Genomic DNA, 21,369 nt, shown 5'->3' with positions numbered 1-21,369 from the left:
CAAAAAAGTAGCCGGCCTCCCGCTGGAGACCGGCCACTCAGAGGACTACTCCCACTCGATGGTTCCCGGGGGTTTGCTGGTCACATCCAGCACCACACGGTTCACGCCCTCGACTTCATTGGTAATACGGTTGGAAATCTTAGCCAACAGTTCATAAGGCAGCCTTGACCAGTCTGCAGTCATGGCGTCTTCCGAGGAGACCGGACGAAGGACGATCGGATGACCGTAGGTGCGGCCGTCGCCCTGGACGCCAACGCTTCGGACGTCCGCCAGCAGAACCACCGGCATCTGCCAGACTTCGTTGTCCAGTCCTGCGGCTGTAAGCTCGGCACGTGCGATGGCATCAGCCTTGCGGAGCAAGTCCAGCCGTTCCTTCGTGACCTCTCCGACAATGCGGATGCCAAGCCCGGGACCCGGGAACGGCTGGCGTCCCACGATCTCCTGCGGCAGCCCAAGCTGGGCCCCTACAGCACGGACCTCATCCTTGAACAAGGCGCGGAGCGGCTCCACAAGCTCAAACTGCAGGTCTTCCGGAAGGCCGCCCACGTTGTGGTGGCTCTTGATGTTGGCTGCACCTTCGCCGCCGCCGGATTCGACGACGTCAGGGTACAGAGTGCCCTGGACGAGGAATTTGATCTTCTCGCCGTGGGCAGCAGCTTCGGCGATGATTGCCAGCTCAGCTTCTTCGAAGGCGCGGATGAATTCGCGGCCTATGATCTTGCGTTTGGTCTCGGGATCGCTGACACCGGCAAGCGCAGCCTGGAAGCGCTCCTGCTCGTTGGCGACGTAAAGTTTGACGCCGGTAGCCGCAACGAAATCGCGTTCCACCTGTTCGGCCTCGCCCTCGCGGAGCAGCCCATGGTCCACAAAGACGCAGGTGAGCTGGTCACCCACAGCGCGCTGGACCAGTGCAGCGGCCACCGCTGAATCCACTCCTCCCGAGAGTCCGCAGATGACCCTGGCATCGCCGATCTGTTTCCGGATCCGGTCAACCTGCTCTTCAAGAATGTTCCCTGTTGTCCAGTTGGGCTGCAGCTTTGCCCCCTTGAACAGGAAGTTCTCAAGGACCTGCTGGCCGTATGCGGAGTGTTTCACTTCCGGGTGCCACTGGACGCCGTAGAGGCATTTCTCTTCATTGGCGAACGCCGCGACTTCAGCGCCTGCCGTCGTCGCGAGTACTTCGAAGCCTTCCGGCGCCTCGTGCACTGAGTCGCCGTGACTCATCCAGGTGTTCTGGTGCTGGGGCATCCCTTCCAGCACGGAGCGGCCTTCGCCGAGGATGGTGGTCTGAGTCGATCCGTATTCCCGCAGGCCTGTTTTGTCCACCTTGCCGCCCAGGGCGTTGGCCATGGCCTGGAAGCCGTAGCAGATGCCGAAAACGGGAATCCCGGCCTCAAACAGATCGGCACCGACGCTCGGGGCACCGTCCGCGTACACGCTGGAAGGGCCGCCTGAAAGAATGATGGCGGCGGGGTTTTTGGCCAGCAGTTGCTCGGTGCTGTAGGTATGCGGAACCACTTCCGAATACACATTCGCTTCCCGGACGCGGCGGGCAATCAGCTGCGCGTACTGGGCACCGTAGTCAACAACCAGCACCGGCTTCTGGGAAGTCTGGGATGCAGTGGGAGTAGTCACTGTCCTAGGGTACTTGGCGGTGTTGCCCCGACGCACCTTGAGAAGCCGCCTTACGCGCCTTCTGCGGCCAGACGTAAGGCAACTCACACCTCCGCGTCAGCAGCGCAGGGGGCATGGATCAGTAGCGCCTGGATGCCTGCGGGTTGGCAGCGAGTTCTGCCTCGACTTCAGCATGGAACTTCTTCTCGACGATGAAGGAAAGGAACGGCACCACACCGCCCAGCGCAAGGATGATCATCTTCATAAACGGCCACCGCATCAGGGACCACAGGCGGAAGTTCGACATGAGGTAAACCACGTACATCCAGCCGTGAACAATCAGCACAGTGACGGAGACGTTGAAGCCTTCCACCACGCCCTTCGGCTCGGCATCGGCGAAACCGAAGCCGTGGGGCTGCCCCGTGAGCGCGTCAGTGCCGCCGGCGAACAGGTACTGGCCGAAGCCGTACCGGGCGATCAGTTCAGCGCACAGAAGCAGCAACATTGCGCCGGTGAGGTACGCGAGGACCTTGTAGAACTTCAGTGCGGAGCGGATCTGCGCCTCGGTGCCACCAAATCGCCGCTTTTTACCTTTTGACCCGGCTCCGCCGGGAGATTGGGGCTGGATGGCGGGCTTGGGCTCGATCATGGTTGTACCTTTTGTTCAGAAGGGCTGGGCTGGTGTTCGGGTGCGCCGGAAGGTTGTCCGGCTGCACTGGCTGTTTGGTCAGAGGGCCTGGGCTGGGTGCGGGGATGCTGCCCGTCATCTTCCGGGAGGGCGTCGTCGTCGAATTCGTCTTCAAGGCCTCTGCGGTAGTCATCCTTGACAAGGCGCCACCAGATGAACAACGCGAAGCCCGCGAAAACGACCCATTCCACGGAGTAGAAAAGATTGAGCCAGTTGACCTGCTGGGGCGGAGGCTGGGCACCGATTTTCAGGGGCTTCAGATCACCGGAGACGGCCGCCGCGCTGACGTCAGAGCTTCCCGCTATCTCGACGGTGGCAGCTACAAAGCCGGGGTAGCTGCTCACCTCCCAGATGTTGATGAGTTCCGCCACCGAAACGGCTGTGGCCCGGCCGGGGCCGGCGTCTGTGTTGGGCAACGGGGCTTCGGAGGGCAGGAGCCTGCCCGTCAGTTCCACAACGCCCGACGGCGGTGCCGGCACCTCTGCGGGATCCGCAACCCATCCGCGGGCGACCGGAATCCACATTTGAGGCGACGCCCCTGCACCGGACAGAAGCGGGGCATCCTGGACAGCGAAGGCATTCACCACCCAATAGCCGGTGGCCCCGTTGTTCAACCGCCCTGGAATCAACACCTGGTTCCGGGCGTCGTAACTCCCCTTTGCACTGACCATCTGGTCCGCAACTGAACCGGGGAAAAACGTACCCGGCTGGAGCGTTGCGGTCAGAGGACGTACGTCCTCCGTTCCTGTTGAAACCGGAACCTCCACCTGAGTGGACCGGCCAAACTGCCATTGGCTCAGGAGAACAAAAACGCCGGAAACGGCGATGGCAAATACCAGGCCTAAGATCCAACGGGGTTTGAGGGCAGTTTTCAACACACATTAACCGTACTTCGTCGCCGCGTAGAACAACGAAACGCGCCGGAATCCCGAAGGCCTGCTGAACCGTTCCTCAGTGGTCGAAGAAGACGAGACTGGAATTGATGAGCTCGGCAATGACCTCGGCATCGTAAGCCCGGCGAAGCGACTCGCGGAAGGATTCCTTGGATAGTGACCTCGCAAGGGTGGCCAGGACTTCCAAATGGTCAGAGAAGGAACTTGCCGGTGTAGCGATCAGCAAGATGACGGTTGCAGGGCCGTCAGAAGCGCCGAAATCCAAGGACCTGCCATATTTGGTGATTCCGACAGCTATAGACGTCTGGTTCACAAACTCACTGCGGGCATGGGGAAGGCCCACTCCTCCGGGGAGCCCCGTAGCAAGCTGGTGTTCCCGGGCGTTGACGTGGCGAAGGAAACCCTCAAGGTCCGAGACACGTCCGGCCGTGTGGAGCCGTTTCGCCAGCTGCATAGCGGCATCGGTCTTATCCTTGGCGTCCAACTCCAGAATCACCATCTCGGGCGTGGTGAGTTCTGCATCGTAGCGGTCAAGTGGTTCCGCCAAGTGGTGTCCCTTCAGTGCGGCATGGAGGTGCAGGCGGCAGCCCGCTCAGCGCAGCGGAACGATGTCCTCGACTCCCAATCGTGCGGCGTCGGCAGACACATCATCCGGTTGCTCCTGGCTCAGCCGTTCAGCTTCCACCCGGGCAAGGTAATGCTTGATTTCGCTTTCGCGTTGCGCATCGCTCCAGCCAAGAATCTCCCCCATAAGTTTAGCCACTACCGGAACGGCAGATACACCGCGATCCCACGCTTCGATCGATATCCGTGTCCTGCGCGTCAGTACGTCGTTCACATGGCGGGCGCCTTCGTGGGTGGCTGCGTAGACTGCCTCGGCCTGAAGGTAATCGTCAGCCCCGGGGATCGGCTCGGCGAGCGCAGGGTTGTCCTTGATCAGTGCCAGGACTTCCGCCGCCATTGAGCCATAACGGTTGAGGAGATGCTCAACCCTCGCCACGTGAACCCCTGATTCCTCCGCTGTTCTGTTACGCCGGTTCCAGGCCGCCTTGAAGCCGCTGGCCCCCAAGAGCGGAATGGTGTCAGTGCAGCTTGGTGGCACCCGCTCATCCATGCTGCGCGTGGCTTCGTCCACCGCGTCCTGGGCCATGACGCGGTATGTCGTCCATTTGCCGCCTGCGACCACAACAAGACCGGGTACGGGGTGCGCGACCACATGCTCACGCGACAGTTTGGCTGTGGAGTCGTTCTCGCCAGCCAGCAGCGGGCGCAGGCCCGCGTAGACTCCTTCAACATCCTCCCGCGTCAGGGGGCGCTTAAGGACCCTGTTGACGTGCTCCAGAATATAGTCGATGTCTTTCCTCGACGCCGCCGGATGGGCCTTGTCCAGGTTCCAGTCAGTGTCCGTGGTCCCGATGATCCAGTGCCTGCCCCATGGAATGACGAACAACACCGATTTCTCGGTGCGGAGGATCAGCCCGACTGTTGACTGGAACCGGTCGCGGGGCACCACCAGGTGAATGCCCTTGGATGCGCGGACCTTGAGCTGCCCCCGCTCCGTGACCATGGCCTGGGTCTCGTCGGTCCAGACACCGGTGGCGTTAATAACCTGCTTGGCCCGGATGTTGAAGGTGGAGTTGTCCTCATGGTTGACGACCTTTGCCCCGACCACCCGTTCGCCTTCCCTCAGGAAGTCAACCACTGATGTCTGGTTGACTGCATGGGCACCGTAGTAGGCCGCGGTCCGCACCAGGTTGGCTACATACTTGGCGTCGTCCACCTGCCCGTCGTAGTAGCGGATCGAACCAACAAACGCGTCGTCCTTGAGGCTTGGAGCAGCCCGAAGGGTTCCTCGCCGGGTCAGGTGCTTGTGGAAGGGAACACCCCGCTGGTGCCCGCTGGAGATGGACATGAGGTCGTACAGGGCAATTCCGGCCCCCACATAGGGTCGTTCAAAAAACGGCCTGGTCAGCGGGTACAGAAAAGGCACGGGCCTGGCGAGGTGCGGAGCGAGCTCCGAAAGCAGAAGGCCACGTTCCTGCAAGGCTTCCTTGACGAGGCCGAAATCCAGCATTTCCAGATAGCGAAGCCCACCGTGGATGAGTTTCGAGGACCGTGATGACGTACCGGCTGCCCAGTCGTTGGCTTCCACAATCCCGACGCTGAGGCCGCGGGTTACAGCATCCAGGGCCGCCCCGGTCCCCACGATTCCGCCACCGACGATGAGGATGTCCAGTTCCTTGCCTGGATCAGTGGTGGCCCTCAGTGCTTTCAGGGAAGCCTCCCGGGCCTCGGGCCCCAACGCCCCGGCTGCCTGCGGCGAACTGCTGGAAAGACTGCTCATTTCTCGTCTCCATCCACTTCAAGGCTCGTAGTTCACCAGACTACTTGCATGTTTCGTGGATGGGCAGGGTTGCCGCCGAACAAGCCCGGCTGCCCCCGGCCGTTCGCTGGGAGGTTCAGTTACCGGCGTAGGGCGAGACGACGACGTCGACCCGCTGGAATTCCTTCAGGTCCGAGTAGCCCGTGGTTGCCATGGAACGGCGGAGCGCCCCAATGAGGTTGGACGTACCGTTGGTGTGATGTCCCGGCCCGAAGAGGACTTCCTCAAGCGGGCCCACAGTGCCTACGTTTGCGCGATCGCCGCGCGGAAGTTCAAGGTGGTGCGCTTCCTGGCCCCAGTGCCAGCCCTTGCCTGGCGCTTCCTCTGCACGGGCCAAAGCGCTGCCCAGCATGACGGCGTCGGCGCCCATGGCGATTGCCTTGATGATGGCACCGGAGCTGCCCATCCCGCCGTCGGCGATCACGTGGACGTACCGCCCGCCGGATTCGTCCATATAGTCCCGGCGGGCAGCAGCGACGTCGGAAATGGCGGAAGCCATGGGCGAGTGAATCCCCAGGGCCCGCCGGGTGGTGCTGGTGGCTCCGCCGCCGAAGCCAACGAGGACGCCAGCTGCTCCGGTGCGCATTAGGTGCAGAGCCGGTGTGTAGCCGGCGGCGCCGCCCACAATGACCGGAACGTCCAGTTCGTAAATAAACTGCTTGAGATTAAGGGGCTCGTGGTCCTTCGAGACGTGCTCGGCGGAGACTGTGGTTCCGCGGATCACAAAGATGTCGACGCCGGCGGCCAGCACTGTCTTGTAGTGCTCCTGCGTGCGCTGCGGCGTCAGTGAGCCCGCGACCGTTACTCCGGCTGCCCGGATTTCCGCCAGGCGCGAGGTGATCAGGTCCGGCTGGATGGGCGCGCGGTAGAGCTCCTGCATCCGTCCGGTCACCGCCGGGCTGTTGGTCTCGTCTTCCAGGGCGCCAATCTCATCCAGGATGGACTGTGGGTCCTCGTACCGGGTCCAGAGACCCTCAAGGTCCAGCACGCCAAGTCCGCCCAGCCGGCCCAACGCGATAGCCGTGGCCGGGGACATCGCGGAGTCCATCGGAGCGGCGATAACCGGCATGTCGAACTTGTATGCGTCGATCTGCCACGAGACTGACACATCCTTGGGATCCCGGGTACGCCGGTTGGGGATGATCGCTATGTCATCCAGGGAGTAGGCACGACGCCCACGCTTGCCTCGGCCGATCTCAATCTCGTAAGTCACGTCCCCACTTTACTTGACGGCCGAGGTACTCCCGCGAGGTGTGACGTTGCACAGGTTAAATGAGAGTTATATTTCAATTGACGAAGTTTGTCAATGCATTTACAGCACGCGAAATTCTGTTTACATTTGCTCTCGGTTGCCAAGCAGCATCCCGCTTGCACCATCATCACTCCACCCAGATTCGGGACGAAGTGCTGTGCCCGATCCGAGAAAGCAGAACCCATGGAAAGTGCAAAATGCAGGACACCCCGTGTCCTGGCCCTGTCGTTGGCGGCTGTCGTCGCCATGATGGCATTGGCAGGCGCCCCGGCAAACGGTGATCCCGGCAACGGAGGCGGCGGCTCAGGAGATTCGAACGGAAACGCGTTCGTGCAGAACGTCTCCCCCGGGGAGGCCTATTCAGAGTTCATCGTCGAATACAAGGACGGGCCTTCCGGGGCAACGCCTGGAACCCGGGCCAACGCCTGGGGCAAGGCTGCGCGAGAGCAGGGAGTCTCGGTCCACGAAGTACGTTCACTCGCTACCGGGGCAACCCTGATCGCAGCCGACAAAGCGCTTTCCGGCCAGGCCGCGAAGGATTTCATGACTGAGCTGGCGGCGTCCGGCGCAGTTGCCTATGTGGAACCAAATGCCCGGATGTTTGCCTCCCTTACTCCCAATGATCCCCGGTACAGCGAACAGTGGGATTTCACGGCCACGAATGGCATGCGCATCCCTGGTGCGTGGGACATCTCCACCGGCACAGGCGTGAACGTTGCCGTCATCGATACCGGCATCACGTCCCATCCGGATCTTAACGCCAACGTCCTCCCGGGCTACGACTTCGTCTCCGATGCCACGTCGGCCCGGGATGGCAACGGCCGGGATGCCAATCCGCAGGACCAAGGCGATTGGTATGCGGCCGGCGAATGCGGTCAGGCCCGGGCAGCCAATTCCTCCTGGCACGGCACGCACGTTGCCGGGACCGTGGCGGCTGTTACGGGTAACGCTACCGGGGTGGCTGGCGTCGCCCCCGATGCAAGGATCGTTCCAATCCGGGTGCTGGCCAAGTGTGGAGGCTCCCTCTCGGATATCGCTGAAGCAATTGTCTGGGCAGCTGGAGGAACGGTGAGCGGTGTACCCGCCAACGCCAATCCGGCCAAGGTGATCAATATGAGCCTGGGAGGTTCCGGTACGTGCGGAACCACCTATCAAAATGCCATAAATGCTGCCGTCAACCGCGGAACAGCAGTAGTGGTGGCAGCAGGCAATGAAACCCAGAACGCCGCTAACTCCCGGCCGGCAAACTGCAGCAACGTCATCACGGTTGCAGCCAGCAATCCGAGCGGCTCGTTGTCCTACTACTCGAATTACGGCTCTGCCGTGGATCTGACAGCACCCGGCGGGGATGTAAGGGTGGCCGGTGGCGGCATCCTTTCGACGATCAACACCGGCACGACCACTCCCGGTGCGGCCGGCTATGCCGGCTACCAGGGCACATCGATGGCTGCTCCCCATATCGCCGGGCTCGTGGCTTTGATGAAGGCCAAGCAAAGCGCCTTCACTCCTGCCCAGGTGGAGTCCACCTTGAAGCAGGGCACACGGCCCATGCCAGGGGGTTGCACCCTCGGCTGCGGGACAGGGCTCTCGGATGCTGCCAAGACGATGGGGTTGCTCGCCGGGACCAGCACGCCGCCTCCGTCCGGCAACCTGCTGCTGAACCCCGGATTTGAAACCGGGGCAGTGTCTTGGTCCTCGAACCACACGGATACTTTCGAAAGCGGTGCGGGCGCGCGCACCGGAACCGGGTATGCGGGCCTGAACGGGTGGGGCCAGTCCAGCTCCTACAGCCTTGACCAGCCCGTTGCCGTACCTGCGGGGGCAGCCAGCGTTTCTCTGTCGTTCCACCTCAATGTGCAGACCGACGAGAGCACAGGGAGCACAGCTTATGACACCCTCAAAGTCCAGGTGATAAGCGACGGAACCACCACCACGCTGGGCACCTTTTCCAACCTGAACAAGTCAACCGGGTATGTCATGAAACAGCTTGATGTCACGGCGTTCAAAGGCAAGAACGTGACCGTCCGTTTCCTGGGAGTCGAGGATTCGTCCTTGAAGACCACGTTCTTCCTGGATGACACCGCGGTGACCACCGCCTAGCAGCCGTATGCGAAAGCGGAGCCGTCGGAGGCGAGGCACCTCCGACGGCTCCGCTGGGGCAGCAGCGCCCATGGCAGTTGTCCGCAGAACTCCGTACGGTGAGCGTCGGGGCGCTTCTCCGCACGGCAGTGGAATACGATCTGCCCACCTGGCGCGATCCGTATGGCAACGCCAGCTATGGCCCGCTCTAAACGTCGAGGCTGAGCTGGGATTCGAACATCCGGAAGTAGCGGCCTCGCAGCGCCACCAGTTCCTTATGGGTGCCCTGTTCCACGATTTCTCCGTCCTCCAGCATGTACACAACATCAGCCTTTTCAATGGTGGCCAGTCGGTGGCTGATGGCGATGATGGTGCTGCTGCGCTCTGCAAACAGGCGGGAGAAGATCCGGTGCTCCGCCAGGGCGTCAATCGCCGATGTGGGCTCATCCATCACCATGACAGAGGCGTTGCGGTAGAAGTTCCGGGCCATCGCCAGCCGCTGCCATTGGCCGCCGGAGAGCCCGCTCCCCTTCCGTCCGCGCGGATCCTCCATCCAGTTGCTGACGTGATTGTCCAGGCCATTGGGGAGCTTGCTGATGAACTCCAGCGCTTCAGCATCCGCTGCTGCCTTGCGGATCCGGTTATCGTCGCGGGACGAGTGGACATCCCCGAAGTAGATGTTCTCCGCCGCCGTCGCGAATTCATACTTCAGGAACTCCTGGCTCAATACGGCAAGGTGCCGGTGCCAGGAGGTGACGTCGACTGCGGCGAGGTCGACGCCGTCGAGCATTACCTGCCCCGAATCCGGCTGGTAGAGTCCGGCCAGGATGCGGATCAGAGTGGACTTTCCCGCCCCGTTCTCGCCGACGATGGCGATGTGCTGCCCCTCCTGGATGGTCATGGAGATGCCACGGATGACTTCGATTTCGCTCCCGGTGTAGGTGAAGCGGATGTCTCGGAGCTCCACCTCCCGCGGTGCCTGGAGCAGGGGCGGGGCATGTTCGGAATGGACCGGCAGCGCCATAAACTGCTCGTAGTCCTTGAGGTTGGCCAGATCCTCATCGATTGAGCTCAGCGATGAGACGAGGTTGTTGGCCGTCGACAAAGCCCGGCTGACAATCTGCTGGACGTAAAGGAACTGCCCCACCGGCTGGGCCCGGGCGATGATCTGGCCCACCACCCAGATGAGCGAGACCACCTCCGCACCGTACTGGAGAGCATCGGCGGCCAACTGCCTGGGGATGTACCGCTTCTGGAAATCCAGACGACGGCGTTCGTCCGCATCCCTCAGCCTGGAACGGAGATCCATCAGGTACCGCACGATCCCGTAGAGCCTCATCTCTGCAATGTGCTGGGGGCGCAGCAGGTTGTTTTCAATCATGCGGCGCTGCCGGCGGGAATCGACCTGCGTGTTCCAGTGCGCGATCTGCTCCCGGGAGAGCTTGAACTGCAGGTACACGCTGGGAACGATCGCCACCAGCACGATCACTGCTATCCACCAGCTGACAAGGAGCAGTGCTCCGATGGCCAGGATGACAGAAACCAGTTGGGTGAAGATCGCCGCGATCCTGTCCAAAACCCGGGCATAGGAGTCAGAAAACCGCTTGGCGCGGTCGTAGAGATCGACCGTTTCTTTGTCGTCATAGCGCCAGAATTCGAGGGCCAGGAACCGCTCGTACATGAGGTCACCGACGATAGCGCCGACCTTGAAACTCATAAGCTGCTGGATGTAGCGGTCCACGCTGCTGAAGGCGCCCCAAAACAAACCCAGGGCTGCCGTGATGATGACATAAACGATGGCCTGCTGGCCTGCAGCCGGGTCACCGGCGTAAGCCGCGGCCAGGGCTGTTGTGGTGAGCGCCGCGAAGTACGTTGTCACCAGGGGAAGAAGCGCCGAGATCAGCGAGCCTGCCACTTTCATAACGACAGCGACCGGCGAGGCCTGAAAACTGACCCGGAGAACCTGTGCCACTGCCTGGGCGTACGGCCTCACCGCCAGCCTCCGCTGAGGTTCCCTTTTGGAACTCAGTTCGGGCGGATGGCGTGGTTCAGACATGTCCCCAGCCTAGTTCCGGAGAGGGAGAGCTGGGTAACGGCTAGTACTCTGTGCCGTACTGGTATTCGGGGAGGTCGAAGCAGGCGCTGAAGCTATCGATCTGCAGGCTTTCTGGCCCGTCCCAGATGCCAACGACAAGGTGAGTACCGTCGTCATGGCGGATGTCCACATGGCGCGCACCGTCACCGTCGGCGCCATCGTTCGCTGTCCAGCCTGGCTCATTCAGCACCATATCCCGTACGTCATCCAGAAATGTCGTTCTATCCAGGCCTGGACGGAGTTCAACCTGACCTGTACCGTTCCACTTCTTCTGGTCTCCTGTGCATGGCATGAGGCTCGAAGTCTCATTCTCGAACACGGAAATGACCAAGTCCGCGGGCACCATCTCGATAATTTTGTGCTGTAAAGTCAGCAGCTTGCTTTTTGCCTCTTCCAGAGTGATTTCACCGGGCATCTGCTTACTCTCTCCTGTTGGTCCACATGACGCCAAGCCGACGGCCAAGCTGAGGGCTGCAAGTGCACGCAGCCACGCCGCGATGCTTGCCCTGTATTTGTCAGTCACTGAAGATTTCCTTCCGCACATCTCTCATCGCGATGTCATTCTCAGAACCCGCCGTTGCAATGAGCGTGTGGTTGTCACCGCTGAGATGATCCCTCCAGTCGTCGTCGCCGGGAGGCGAGTAGAGATGCTTCTCAAAAGCCGGATCCTTCATGGGGAAGTTCTCACCCGCGAGGCCGTTAGCCTCGGCTGTCAGCAAGATGTCGGGATAGGTGTAAGTCGAGTAATCCGTAGCTGGGTCGGCAACCCAGCCGGGCGGCATGGCAGCGCCCGATAAAGCGATCAATTTGTCGTAGCGGGCCCCATTGGTTTCCGAGCCCATCAGGTTTCGTGCGCCCCAACTGTGACCGATTCCCACTGTTTGGGCCACTGAAGGTTTCTCCAGATCCACCGCCGCCTGGAAGTCCTTCAGGACCGGCGACGAGCCTGCGACAAACTCATCGTTCTTGGCCTCCCCCACGAAAGCTTCCAGGGGATCTCCGTCGGGGAAGTCGCTTCCCTTGTAGACAAATGCCACCGTGCCACCGGACTTATCCGCGTCTACCAGCATCCTTGATACGGACTGTGGATTGCCGCCGTAGAACGAGGCTTCATTTGTGAGAGTGCCAGGAACGTAGGTAATTATTGTTGAAGTTCCGGCTTTGTACTCACCGATCATCTCCACGATTGAGTTGTTCCCAAGATCGTATGCCGCCAACTTGACGTCTCCGTCAACCACACTCTGCAGATAGTCGTGCCCCGACTGGCGCTGCTCCCAAGCATCATGCTCGGCCGCGAAACGGCCAGGGTAGCCCACGTCCATTCTGAGTCGATTGAACTGCGGTTCCGGATCGTGTTCCTTAAGCCAGTCAATCCGGTTCTGGGCGTTAATCTTGTTCGCCTCCACCCGGTCGTTGAACGGGATCCCGTTGGTGTTGCCGGCCTCAACCGGATACTCACGCATGAAGGCCTGACGCTGGTCAGCCGGCAGCGCCTCCCACCAACCCTTGATGTCCACCGCCGACTTACCCTCAATATCGTCGGGTCTCGGCGTCGGGGACTCTCCCAGCGGAAGCCCTGGAACGCTGATTACACTCGCCGGAAGGCTGCCCCCTCCTGCAAAACTGGCAAGTTCCTGCTCTTCCGCGTTGCGGCTCAGCTCCTTGGACGCATTGTGGAGAAAGGCCACTGCGCCCCTCAGGAGGCGGCTGTGGCTGGCTAGCCAGTCCTGCCGGAACTTGTCGGCATCCGGGCCAGGCCATGGCGTAACCGAAACACTGGAGTCCAAGCCGATCAGCTGGGACTGCAGTCTATTGCCGGCCGCGTCCATAGCGGACGCGAGCTGCTTCAGCTGGACAAGGTCCGCTCCATAAAATCCATCCGACATGTTGGTCCCCCACCAATCAACAGAGATAACTCCATCGAATATACATGCGGATGACTCAACTCAGGATGGGGAGGACTCCCCCCAAATGCAGCTCGGGCTTAGCGGGAGCCGTAGTTTGGTGCCTCCACGGTCATCTGGATGTCATGGGGGTGGGATTCTTTAAGCCCTGCAGGAGTGATGCGCACAAACTTTCCCCGGGCCTTGAGTTCCGGGATAGTGGGGGCGCCGGTATAGAACATGGTCTGGCGCAGGCCACCAACCAGCTGGTAGGCCACGGAGGCAAGGGGACCGCGGTAAGCGACCCGTCCTTCGATGCCCTCAGGGATGAGCTTGTCGTCACCGGAAACATCCGCCTGGAAGTAACGGTCCTTGGAGTAGGAAGTGTTCTTGCCACGGGATTGCATCGCACCCAGCGAGCCCATACCGCGGTAGCTCTTGAACTGCTTGCCGTTCACGAAGATCAACTCACCCGGTGACTCGTCACAACCTGCCAGCAGGGAACCGAGCATGACCGTGTCAGCACCGGCGACCAGTGCCTTGCCGATATCGCCGGAGTACTGGAGTCCGCCGTCGGCAATCAAAGGAACGCCTGCCGGAATGGCTGCCTTGGCAGACTCATAGATTGCAGTGATCTGCGGAACGCCCACACCTGCCACAACCCTGGTGGTACAGATGGAGCCAGGCCCCACGCCTACTTTGATGCCGTCGGCGCCGGCGTCGATCAGTGCCTGTGCGCCCTCGCGGGTCGCGGCCTGGCCGCCGATGATGTCCACATGGGCGGTCACAGGGTCCGACTTCAGGCGGCGGATCATGTCCAGAACACCCTGGGAGTGGCCGTTGGCGGTGTCAACAAAAAGTGCGTCCACGCCTGCATCGACGAGGGCCATGGCACGTTCCCAGCCATCACCGAAGAAGCCGATGGCTGCCCCCACGCGGAGGCGGCCTTCGTCATCCTTTGTGGCCAGCGGGTACTGCTCAGCCTTCGTGAAGTCCTTGGTGGTTATCAGGCCCTTGAGACGGCCTTGCTCGTCAACCAGCGGGAGCTTCTCGATCTTGTTCGTGGCCAGCTTGTGGGAGGCCTCTTCGCGGCTGATCCCGACGTGCCCGGTAACCAGCGGCATTTTTGTCATCACGTCGCTGACCAGGCGAAGCGGGAAATCCGACTCCGGTACAAAGCGGGTGTCCCTGTTGGTGACGATGCCCAGAAGCCTGCCGCCGTCGTCCACTACGGGAAGTCCTGAAACGCGGTACTGGGCGCAGAGTTCGTCCAGTTCCGACAGTGTGGCCTCGGGGCCGATGGTCAGCGGGTTAGTGATCATTCCCGACTCGCTGCGCTTGACCCGGTCCACCTGGTCAGCCTGGTCCGCGATGGCCAGGTTCCGGTGGATCACGCCAAGGCCGCCCTGGCGGGCCATGGCAATCGCCATACGCGACTCAGTGACCGTGTCCATGGCAGCAGAGAGCAACGGGGTGTGAACCGAGATGCGCTTGGAGATTTGGGAGGACGTATCAGCGTCGGAAGGGATGACGTCAGTGTGCCCGGGCAGGAGCAGGACGTCGTCATAGGTCAGGCCGATGAAGCCGAAGGGGTTGTGTTCGGGCTGGGTCATGAGTGCGCCTCTTACCTTGGTCACGGGGTCGGTCAGGGGTTGCAACCGATGACCAGCCCGTCATTACGGGACTGGCCTGTGCAGAGATTGCTGCAGGAGGTCCATGCAGAAGTGTTGAATAAATACTAGAACCTCCACGGCGATCCCCATATTCCGTGAGCCCAATGTGAGCAACGGCACCGTCCCCATCCGGCAGACTTCGGCCTATTTCCAGCCCGTCGCCGCGAGGAGCCGTTGCTCAAACATGGGAATCATGCTTTGGACATAGGTTTTGGTGAGGTGGTTGTCGTCCTTGTAGACGTACACATTTCCCACCACAGCAGGGCAGATTCCAGCGGCACAGATGAAGTCGCTCATATCCATGAGGTAGAGCCGGTCCACCGTTCCCTTGTAGTCGTCCAAAGGCGACGATGCCGCCAGGGACTCGGCCAGCAGCGGATTGCACTCCGGCGCCGACGCACCCTTCTTCTGGACGCATTCGGGCATGTTGATGGTGAACCTTGGATTGTCCCGGATTCCCACCACATCAATGCCGGCGTCCGTGAATGGCCGGATTCCGTCCACGTAGCCCGGGACCTCGGTTTCGAAGGGCGCCTCCTTGTGCGTCAGGGACGCTACCGTGAAGACGGCATCCGGTCGGTGCTGCATCACGTACTTGGAACTGGCCATGTTGAAGGCATTGCACTCCGCCACGCGGTCCGCAGTCTCCGCACCGAACCTGCAGTTCCCCAGCAACAGCGTGACCACTTCCCAGCCGCGCTGCTTGGCGATCGGGCCAAGGGCGGCCATGTACTGCTGCGCATGGGAATCCCCAAGAACGACGATGCGCTTCGTGACAACGTCCGGTTTCGAAAGCTCGCTGCAAGAGGAAAGGAGTGGGTCGTCCGGGACATTGGTGCCGGTGCATGGCCCCTCCAGGCTCGCCCATTCATCCTTCATGGCCACGGGCGCTGGAATAACGGTGGCCTCCGGAGCCGGCTTTCCCTCATTCCCCGGAGTGAGGGCCATGGCACCGGGCGTCAGATCCCTGGGCTGAGCGGCGGCAGCGGCCTCTTCCGCCGTGAGCCGCGTCTGCCAGAGGGACACCGGCCCGGCGAGAAGAGCTCCACAAGCCATCACGATGACGGCGGTCCGCCAGGTTTTGCGTTCGGGCCAGTGCCACAGCCGCAACGGTGTTTCAACAAAGCGGGTCGTGAGCACTGCAAGCACCAGCGATGCCGCCAGGATCGCGAGGCCCTGGCCAAGACTCGGTGTTGAGATGCCTAATTGGGCGAGGACGAACACCAGCACAGGCCAGTGCCAAAGATAGAGCGCGTAAGAGTTGTTTCCCAGCGCGACCAACGGCTTCCAGCTGAGCAGGCGGTCGACCCCCACACGGCTGCCGCTCTGGCCGGCCACGATGATGGCAGCGGCCGATAGCGTGGGCCACAAGGCCGCGAAGCCGGGGAAGGATCTCTCCACGGTAAGCAGCAGGCCACAGGAAATCATGGCGATGAGCCCCGTCCAGCCGAGGACGGCCCTCAGGAGCTTGCCGGGTTTTATGAACGGAAGGGCCAGGGCAAGCAGGGAGCCCAGTGCGAACTCCCATAAGCGCGTCCGAGTGTCGAAGTAGGCGTAGGCCTGGTTGGTGGCAGTCTGCTGGATGGAGAAGGCGAGCGAGACGGCGAAAATAGCTCCGAACGCTACCGCCAGCAGCAGCCGGTAGGAGATCCCTGTACGACGAAGAATGGGGCGGTGCAGAATTGCCGCGCCGGCAAATATCAGTGGCCAGAGGATAAAAACCTGGCCTTGGATGGATAGCGACCAGAAGTGCTGAAGCGGACTCGCGGCGGCGTGGTCCTGCGCGTAGTAGTCAATGGCGGTGTCAGCCAGCATCCAGTTCTGCCGGTACAGCAGCGACGCCCACGCCTGATCAAGCACGTCGGGCCAGCGCCCGGGCGGAAGAATTGCCCAGGTTCCGATCAGTACGCCCAGAATGACAACGACGGCGGCCGGCAGCAACCGTTTGAAAAGGTGCAGCCAGTAACTGACCAGCCGCAGGGGCTTCCTGGCCTCCGCCTTACGGGCAAAGGAAAGGGTCAGCAGGAACGCGGATATGAGAAGGAAAACATCAACGCCTCCGGAGACCCGGCCTAGCCACACGTGATAGGTGACCACCATCAGCACGGCCAGCGCACGAAGTCCCTGCACTTCGGGAAGGAAGTGCGCGCTGCCGTGAGCAGGCCTGGCTGCGCCGGCGTCGTTCTTGATGGTGTTCGTTGAGACCGCCGTCATCAGATGTCCCAGCCGGTCAGTGCGCCGAAACGCTCCTCAAAAGCGGGAACCAGGGTCTTCATGTAGGTGGCCGTCGGATGGTTGTCGTCAAGATAGACGACGATGTTTCCGATGACCGCAGGGCAGAATCCGTTGGGACAGAAGTAGTCGGACAGATCAAGGTTGTGGATCTGACTGTACTGGCTTGCGGGTGACTCCCCGCTGTACGCCTCGGACTTCGGAATCCCGCACGTCTGTTCGTCCTGGGCATTCTTGGTGATGCACTCCGGGACCGAAGCCGGGAACCGCGGAGTGTCACGTACACCCATGACAGGAATTCCGGCGGCACCAACCGGTTCCAGCATCTTTGCCCAGCTCGGATCCAGATATTCAGTGCGATCGTCACCGCGCCCCAGCCGGGTGCTGGTGGTGAAGACGAGGTCCGGTTTCATCTTGATGATTTCATCAGAGGCGGCCTTGTTGAAGGCCGCGCAGTCTTCGGGAACGGTGGTGTCGGTACCGTCAGTGATGGGGCACATCGACTTGAGGAAGGCCACCACTGCCCAGTTGTGCTTTTTTGCCATTTCCATGACGGGAGTCCCCCACACTCCTGCGTGGGAGCTTCCCCAGATGACAATGGTCTTTCGCGGCGATTCGGTCACGCCGTTGTTGCATTTGATCCCCTGCGGATCGTGAAACTTGTCACATCCGCCCGGATAGTCTGCCCAGTCACTTCCCACGGTGGCAAGATCCGGCAGCTGGACGGCGTCGGCCGCAGCCCTGTCCACGTAGCCGGGCTCAAGGCTTTTGGCTCCGGGATTGTTGTACACAGCTTGGGCAAGCGCTGCATCAGCCTCCATCTGAAGACCAATCCTTGCTGCACCGAGCGGGGTGGCCGCAACCACCAGGGACAGCGCCACGGCAACGAGGGAACGGCGCTTGTTGACTTCCGGCCACTTCCATTCCCGCCACGGCTTTTCGAGGAAACGGGTGGTGAGGTACGCGAGAACCATCGAGGCGCCAATGATGACGGTACCCGAAAGCCAACCCGCATGCTCCTTGCCGCTCCAGGCCAGCCCGATGACAAGCAGGGGCCAATGCCAGAGGTACAAGGCGTAGGAGTTATCCCCTAGCCTGACCAGCAGCTTTGAACTGAGAATCCTGTCCACGCCAAGGACGCTGCCGGTTTGGCCGGCAGCAATGACACAGGCTGCAGCGAGGGTTGGCCAAAGTGCTGCCACACCGGGAAAGGCGGCCTGGACGTTGAGAAGGATGCCGCAGGCCAGCATGGCAATAATGCCCAGCCAGCCCAGCACAATCCGGACCTTCCGGGGCAGGCGCAGGCCGGGGAGGATGAGGGCCACAAGCGTCCCCAGTGCGAACTCCCACAGGCGGGCCCACGTGTCAAAGTAGGCCTGCGCCTGGTTGGTGGCGGTGAAGTGAATCGAATACGCGAGCGAAACCACAAAAACGGCGCCGAAGACATAAACAAGAAGAGGGCGGTAGTGCAGCCGGTACCTCTTGGCCAGCCAGGCCATGGAGACAAAGATCAGCGGCCAAAGAATGAAGACCTGCCCTTGGATGGACAGCGACCAGAAATGCTGAAGGGGGCTGGCGATGCTGTGGTCGGTCGCGTAGTAATCCACAGCCTGGCTCTGAAGCAGCCAGTTCTCCGTGTAGGACAACGAAGCCCAGCCCTGCTGGATGATATCCAGCCACCTTGTACGGGGAAGGAGCAGAAAGGTGGCCACCAGGGTCACGACAATGACTGTCACAGCAGCCGGGAGAAGCCTGCGGAAAAGGTGCAGCCAGTGCTTGAGGAGGCTTACGGGAACCCGTTGTTCGTACCGTGCCACGAACTGAAGCGCCATCAGGAAGGCTGAGATGAGCAAGAAGACATCAACACCACCCGAAACCCGGCCGAACCACACGTGGTAGCTGACCACCATGAGCACTGCCAACGACCGCAGGCCTTGTATTTCCGGGCGGAAATTAGATTTTCGACGCACGTCCGGGACACCGCTTTGACGGCGTGGCGGCATCACGGTTCTCGCAACAGACACAGAAAAACCCTTCAGAGCGCCTAATCAAAACATCCATGTTACCGATTCGTGATCTTTAGTACTAATCGGCAGCATGGGCCGGCTTGCCCCGGGAACCATTAGTTCAGTTTTTCTGGGAAAAGACAAAACGTTTCTTAAGGAATCCCGGGCATGAAGTTTATGGAATCAGCTATAGAAAGTAGGCTTAGTATCTGCGAAAGAAGTGATATTCAGAAAGGATCAACTGATGAGCGAACACCAGGACGATGGGCAGGGATTCGTTGTACCGGACCCGTCGGCGGTGCGTGAGGACATCCCGGGCGACTCCGGAGACGAAGCCAATGTGGTCCGGTTCAGCGAGGAGCAGGCGCTGATCGAGGAACAGGCAGGCGGCGTCCAGCCGGAGCGTTACGACGTTCCATCCGGTGAGCCTGGCATGGATGAGGCCCGCGGAGATCTGGACCTGCCGGACCGAACCGGTTCCAGCACTGCCGATGACAGCAGCGACGATCCGATGCACGGCGGTGCAATGGAGTAGCGGAGAACAGCAAAAAGCTCCGGCCAGGAGTTCCTGGCCGGAGCTTTTTGTGCGAACTGCGGGTCCAGCTAGTGCTGGTGGCCTGCGTGTTCTTCTTCTTCTGCAGGCTTCTCGACAACAAGGGTCTCGGTGGTGAGGACCAGTGCGGCGATGGACGCTGCGTTACGGAGTGCTGCGCGGGTCACCTTGACGGGGTCGATGACACCGGCAGCGATGAGGTCTTCGTACTGCCCGGACTTGGCATTAAACCCGTGGTGGAGCTCTGCCTCAGCCACCTTGGCGACCACAACGTAGCCGTCGAAGCCGGCGTTCTGGGCGATCCAGCGCAGCGGCTGGACCAGGGCGCGGCGTACGATGCCAACAGCAGCAGCTGCATCGCCCTCGAGTGCCTGGACGGCCGGGTCCTCATCCAACGCCTTCAGGGCGTGGATCAGGGCGGAACCGCCACCGGCGACAATGCCTTCTTCAAGAGCAGCGCGCGTGGAGGAGACAGCATCCTCGATGCGGTGCTTCTTTTCCTTCAGCTCCACCTCGGTGGCCGCACCGACCTTGATGACACCGATGCCGCCGGCCAGCTTGGCGAGGCGCTCCTGGAGCTTTTCCTTGTCCCAGTCGGAGTCGGTGCGGGTAAGCTCGGCGCGCAACTGGGAAACCCGTGCTGCGACATCCTCAGCCGTTCCGGCGCCGTCGACGATGGTGGTGTTGTCCTTAGTGACCGTGATGCGGCGGGCCGTACCCAGAACCTCGAGGCCAACAGTGTCCAGGCTCAGGCCAAGCTCCGGGGAGACGACCTGGGCGCCGGTGAGGGTGGCGATGTCCTGAAGCATGGCCTTGCGGCGGTCGCCGAAGCCCGGAGCCTTGACGGCAACCACGTTCAGGGTGCCGCGGATGCGGTTGACGATCAGGGTGGACAATGCCTCGCCGTCGACGTCTTCAGCGATAATGAAGAGCGGCTTGGAGCTCTGCAGTGCCTTCTCCAGCAGCGGCAGGAATTCCTGTACCGAGGAGATTTTGCCCTGGTTGATCAGGATCAGTGCGTCTTCGAGGACAGCTTCCTGGCGTTCCGCGTCAGTGACGAAGTACGGGGAGAGGTAGCCCTTGTCGAACTGCATGCCCTCGGTGAGGACCAGCTCAGTCTGGGTGGTGGAAGATTCTTCAATGGTGATCACACCATCCTTGCCAACCTTGCCGAATGCTTCAGCCAGGAGCTCGCCGACCTCGTCGCTCTGGGCCGAGATGGCTGCAACGTTGGCTACCTGGGTTCCCTCGACGGGCCGGGCGTTCTCGAGCAGGCGGGCGGCGACGGCCTCAACCGAAACCTCGATGCCGCGCTTGATCTGGCCGGGAGCAGCGCCGGCAGCAACGTTGCGCAGGCCCTCCTTGACCAGGGCCTGGGCCAGGACGGTCGCAGTAGTGGTGCCGTCGCCGGCGACATCGTTCGTCTTGGTGGCGACTTCCTTGGCCAGCTGGGCACCAAGGTTTTCGTAGGGGTCATCCAATTCGACTTCGCGGGCGATGGTCACGCCGTCGTTGGTGATGGTGGGGGCTCCCCACTTCTTGTCCAAAACAACGTTGCGGCCACGCGGGCCCAGCGTCACCTTGACGGTATTGGCGAGCTTGTCGATGCCGGCTTCGAGCGACCGGCGGGCAGCGTCATTAAACGCAAGCTGCTTTGCCATGGTTGTGTCCTTTCAAAGACAGAAACCCCGCGCTGCTGACCGTCAGACAAGTCAGACGAGTCAGCTGCGCGGGGTCCAAGAGTTACTTAACGACGATCGCCAGAACGTCGCGGGCGGACAGCACGAGGTACTCGGTGCCGCTGTGCTTGACTTCGGTTCCGCCGTACTTCGAGTAGATTACGACGTCGCCTTCAGCGACATCGAGGGGAACGCGGTTGCCGTTGTCGTCAAAGCGGCCGGGGCCTACTGCAACAACTTCGCCTTCCTGCGGCTTCTCCTGTGCGGAGTCCGGGATGACCAGGCCGGAAGCCGTGGTCTGCTCGGCTTCGAGCGGGCGGACAACAATACGATCCTCAA

At 61.4% G+C, this 21,369-nt stretch carries 16 protein-coding genes; 2 read left to right on the top strand and 14 right to left on the bottom strand.

The window, feature by feature from the left end:
* Positions 1–45: 45 nt before the first annotated feature.
* The 6 genes from guaA to RIN13_RS03015 form a co-directional block, all read right to left on the bottom strand.
* The gene (gene guaA, locus RIN13_RS03040) at positions 46–1,635 is read right to left on the bottom strand and encodes a glutamine-hydrolyzing GMP synthase (RefSeq protein ID WP_247046415.1); all 1,590 of its coding nucleotides are present in this window, start codon (positions 1,633–1,635) and stop codon (positions 46–48) included.
* Positions 1,636–1,753: 118 nt separating this feature from the next.
* The gene (locus RIN13_RS03035; protein WP_309105863.1) at positions 1,754–2,263 is read right to left on the bottom strand and encodes a DUF3817 domain-containing protein; all 510 of its coding nucleotides are present in this window, start codon (positions 2,261–2,263) and stop codon (positions 1,754–1,756) included.
* Positions 2,260–3,180: an SURF1 family protein gene (locus RIN13_RS03030; RefSeq protein ID WP_309105862.1), complete on the bottom strand. Its 921-nt coding sequence runs from the start codon at positions 3,178–3,180 to the stop codon at positions 2,260–2,262. The genes RIN13_RS03035 and RIN13_RS03030 overlap by 4 nt, the downstream gene beginning before the upstream one ends.
* Positions 3,181–3,253: 73 nt before the next feature.
* Positions 3,254–3,742 carry a PTS sugar transporter subunit IIA gene (locus RIN13_RS03025; RefSeq protein ID WP_309105861.1) on the bottom strand — a complete coding sequence of 163 codons (489 nt, stop codon included), beginning with the start codon at positions 3,740–3,742 and terminating at the stop codon, positions 3,254–3,256.
* Positions 3,743–3,787: 45 nt separating this feature from the next.
* Complete coding sequence (locus RIN13_RS03020) at positions 3,788–5,539, bottom strand: glycerol-3-phosphate dehydrogenase/oxidase (RefSeq protein ID WP_309105860.1); 1,752 nt, start codon at positions 5,537–5,539, stop codon at positions 3,788–3,790.
* 115 nt (positions 5,540–5,654) lie between these two features.
* Complete coding sequence (locus RIN13_RS03015) at positions 5,655–6,791, bottom strand: GuaB3 family IMP dehydrogenase-related protein (RefSeq protein WP_309105859.1); 1,137 nt, start codon at positions 6,789–6,791, stop codon at positions 5,655–5,657.
* Positions 6,792–7,013: 222 nt separating this feature from the next.
* Between RIN13_RS03015 and RIN13_RS03010 the strand changes: the two genes are divergently transcribed.
* Entirely contained in the window at positions 7,014–8,930 is a 1,917-nt protein-coding gene (locus RIN13_RS03010) for a S8 family peptidase (RefSeq protein WP_309105858.1), read from the top strand.
* A 187-nt stretch (positions 8,931–9,117) separates the two neighbouring features.
* Here RIN13_RS03010 and RIN13_RS03005 read toward each other — a convergent pair whose 3' ends face one another.
* From RIN13_RS03005 to RIN13_RS02980, 6 genes are all read right to left on the bottom strand, one after another.
* The gene (locus tag RIN13_RS03005) at positions 9,118–10,965 is read right to left on the bottom strand and encodes an ABC transporter ATP-binding protein (protein ID WP_309105857.1); all 1,848 of its coding nucleotides are present in this window, start codon (positions 10,963–10,965) and stop codon (positions 9,118–9,120) included.
* A gap of 40 nt (positions 10,966–11,005) precedes the next feature.
* Complete coding sequence (locus tag RIN13_RS03000; RefSeq protein ID WP_309105856.1) at positions 11,006–11,527, bottom strand: hypothetical protein; 522 nt, start codon at positions 11,525–11,527, stop codon at positions 11,006–11,008.
* The gene (locus tag RIN13_RS02995; RefSeq protein WP_309105855.1) at positions 11,520–12,890 is read right to left on the bottom strand and encodes a hypothetical protein; all 1,371 of its coding nucleotides are present in this window, start codon (positions 12,888–12,890) and stop codon (positions 11,520–11,522) included. Before RIN13_RS02995 ends, RIN13_RS03000 begins: the two co-directional genes overlap by 8 nt.
* A 98-nt stretch (positions 12,891–12,988) precedes the next feature.
* A complete protein-coding gene (guaB, locus tag RIN13_RS02990; protein WP_309105854.1) occupies positions 12,989–14,500 on the bottom strand; it encodes an IMP dehydrogenase in 1,512 nt (503 codons plus the stop codon).
* Between the two features lie 204 nt (positions 14,501–14,704).
* Entirely contained in the window at positions 14,705–16,774 is a 2,070-nt protein-coding gene (locus tag RIN13_RS02985) for an acyltransferase family protein (RefSeq protein ID WP_309105853.1), read from the bottom strand.
* Positions 16,774–18,816 (bottom strand): acyltransferase family protein, encoded by a 2,043-nt coding sequence (locus RIN13_RS02980; RefSeq protein WP_309105852.1) that lies wholly within the window; start codon positions 18,814–18,816, stop codon positions 16,774–16,776. The genes RIN13_RS02985 and RIN13_RS02980 overlap by 1 nt, the downstream gene beginning before the upstream one ends.
* A 226-nt stretch (positions 18,817–19,042) precedes the next feature.
* Between RIN13_RS02980 and RIN13_RS02975 the strand changes: the two genes are divergently transcribed.
* The gene (locus RIN13_RS02975; RefSeq protein ID WP_309105851.1) at positions 19,043–19,333 is read left to right on the top strand and encodes a hypothetical protein; all 291 of its coding nucleotides are present in this window, start codon (positions 19,043–19,045) and stop codon (positions 19,331–19,333) included.
* 68 nt (positions 19,334–19,401) lie between these two features.
* Here RIN13_RS02975 and groL read toward each other — a convergent pair whose 3' ends face one another.
* On the bottom strand, positions 19,402–21,012 hold the full coding sequence (groL, locus tag RIN13_RS02970; protein WP_309105850.1) for a chaperonin GroEL: 1,611 nt from the start codon (positions 21,010–21,012) through the stop codon (positions 19,402–19,404).
* Between the two features lie 82 nt (positions 21,013–21,094).
* The coding region (gene groES, locus RIN13_RS02965) for a co-chaperone GroES (RefSeq protein WP_309105849.1) at positions 21,095–21,369 on the bottom strand (275 nt) is incomplete at its 5' end.

It is taken from the genome of Arthrobacter sp. (assembly GCF_031179985.1).
Taxonomy (GTDB): Bacteria; Actinomycetota; Actinomycetes; order Actinomycetales; family Micrococcaceae; genus Arthrobacter.
This window is presented reverse-complemented; position numbering and strand designations above follow the sequence as displayed.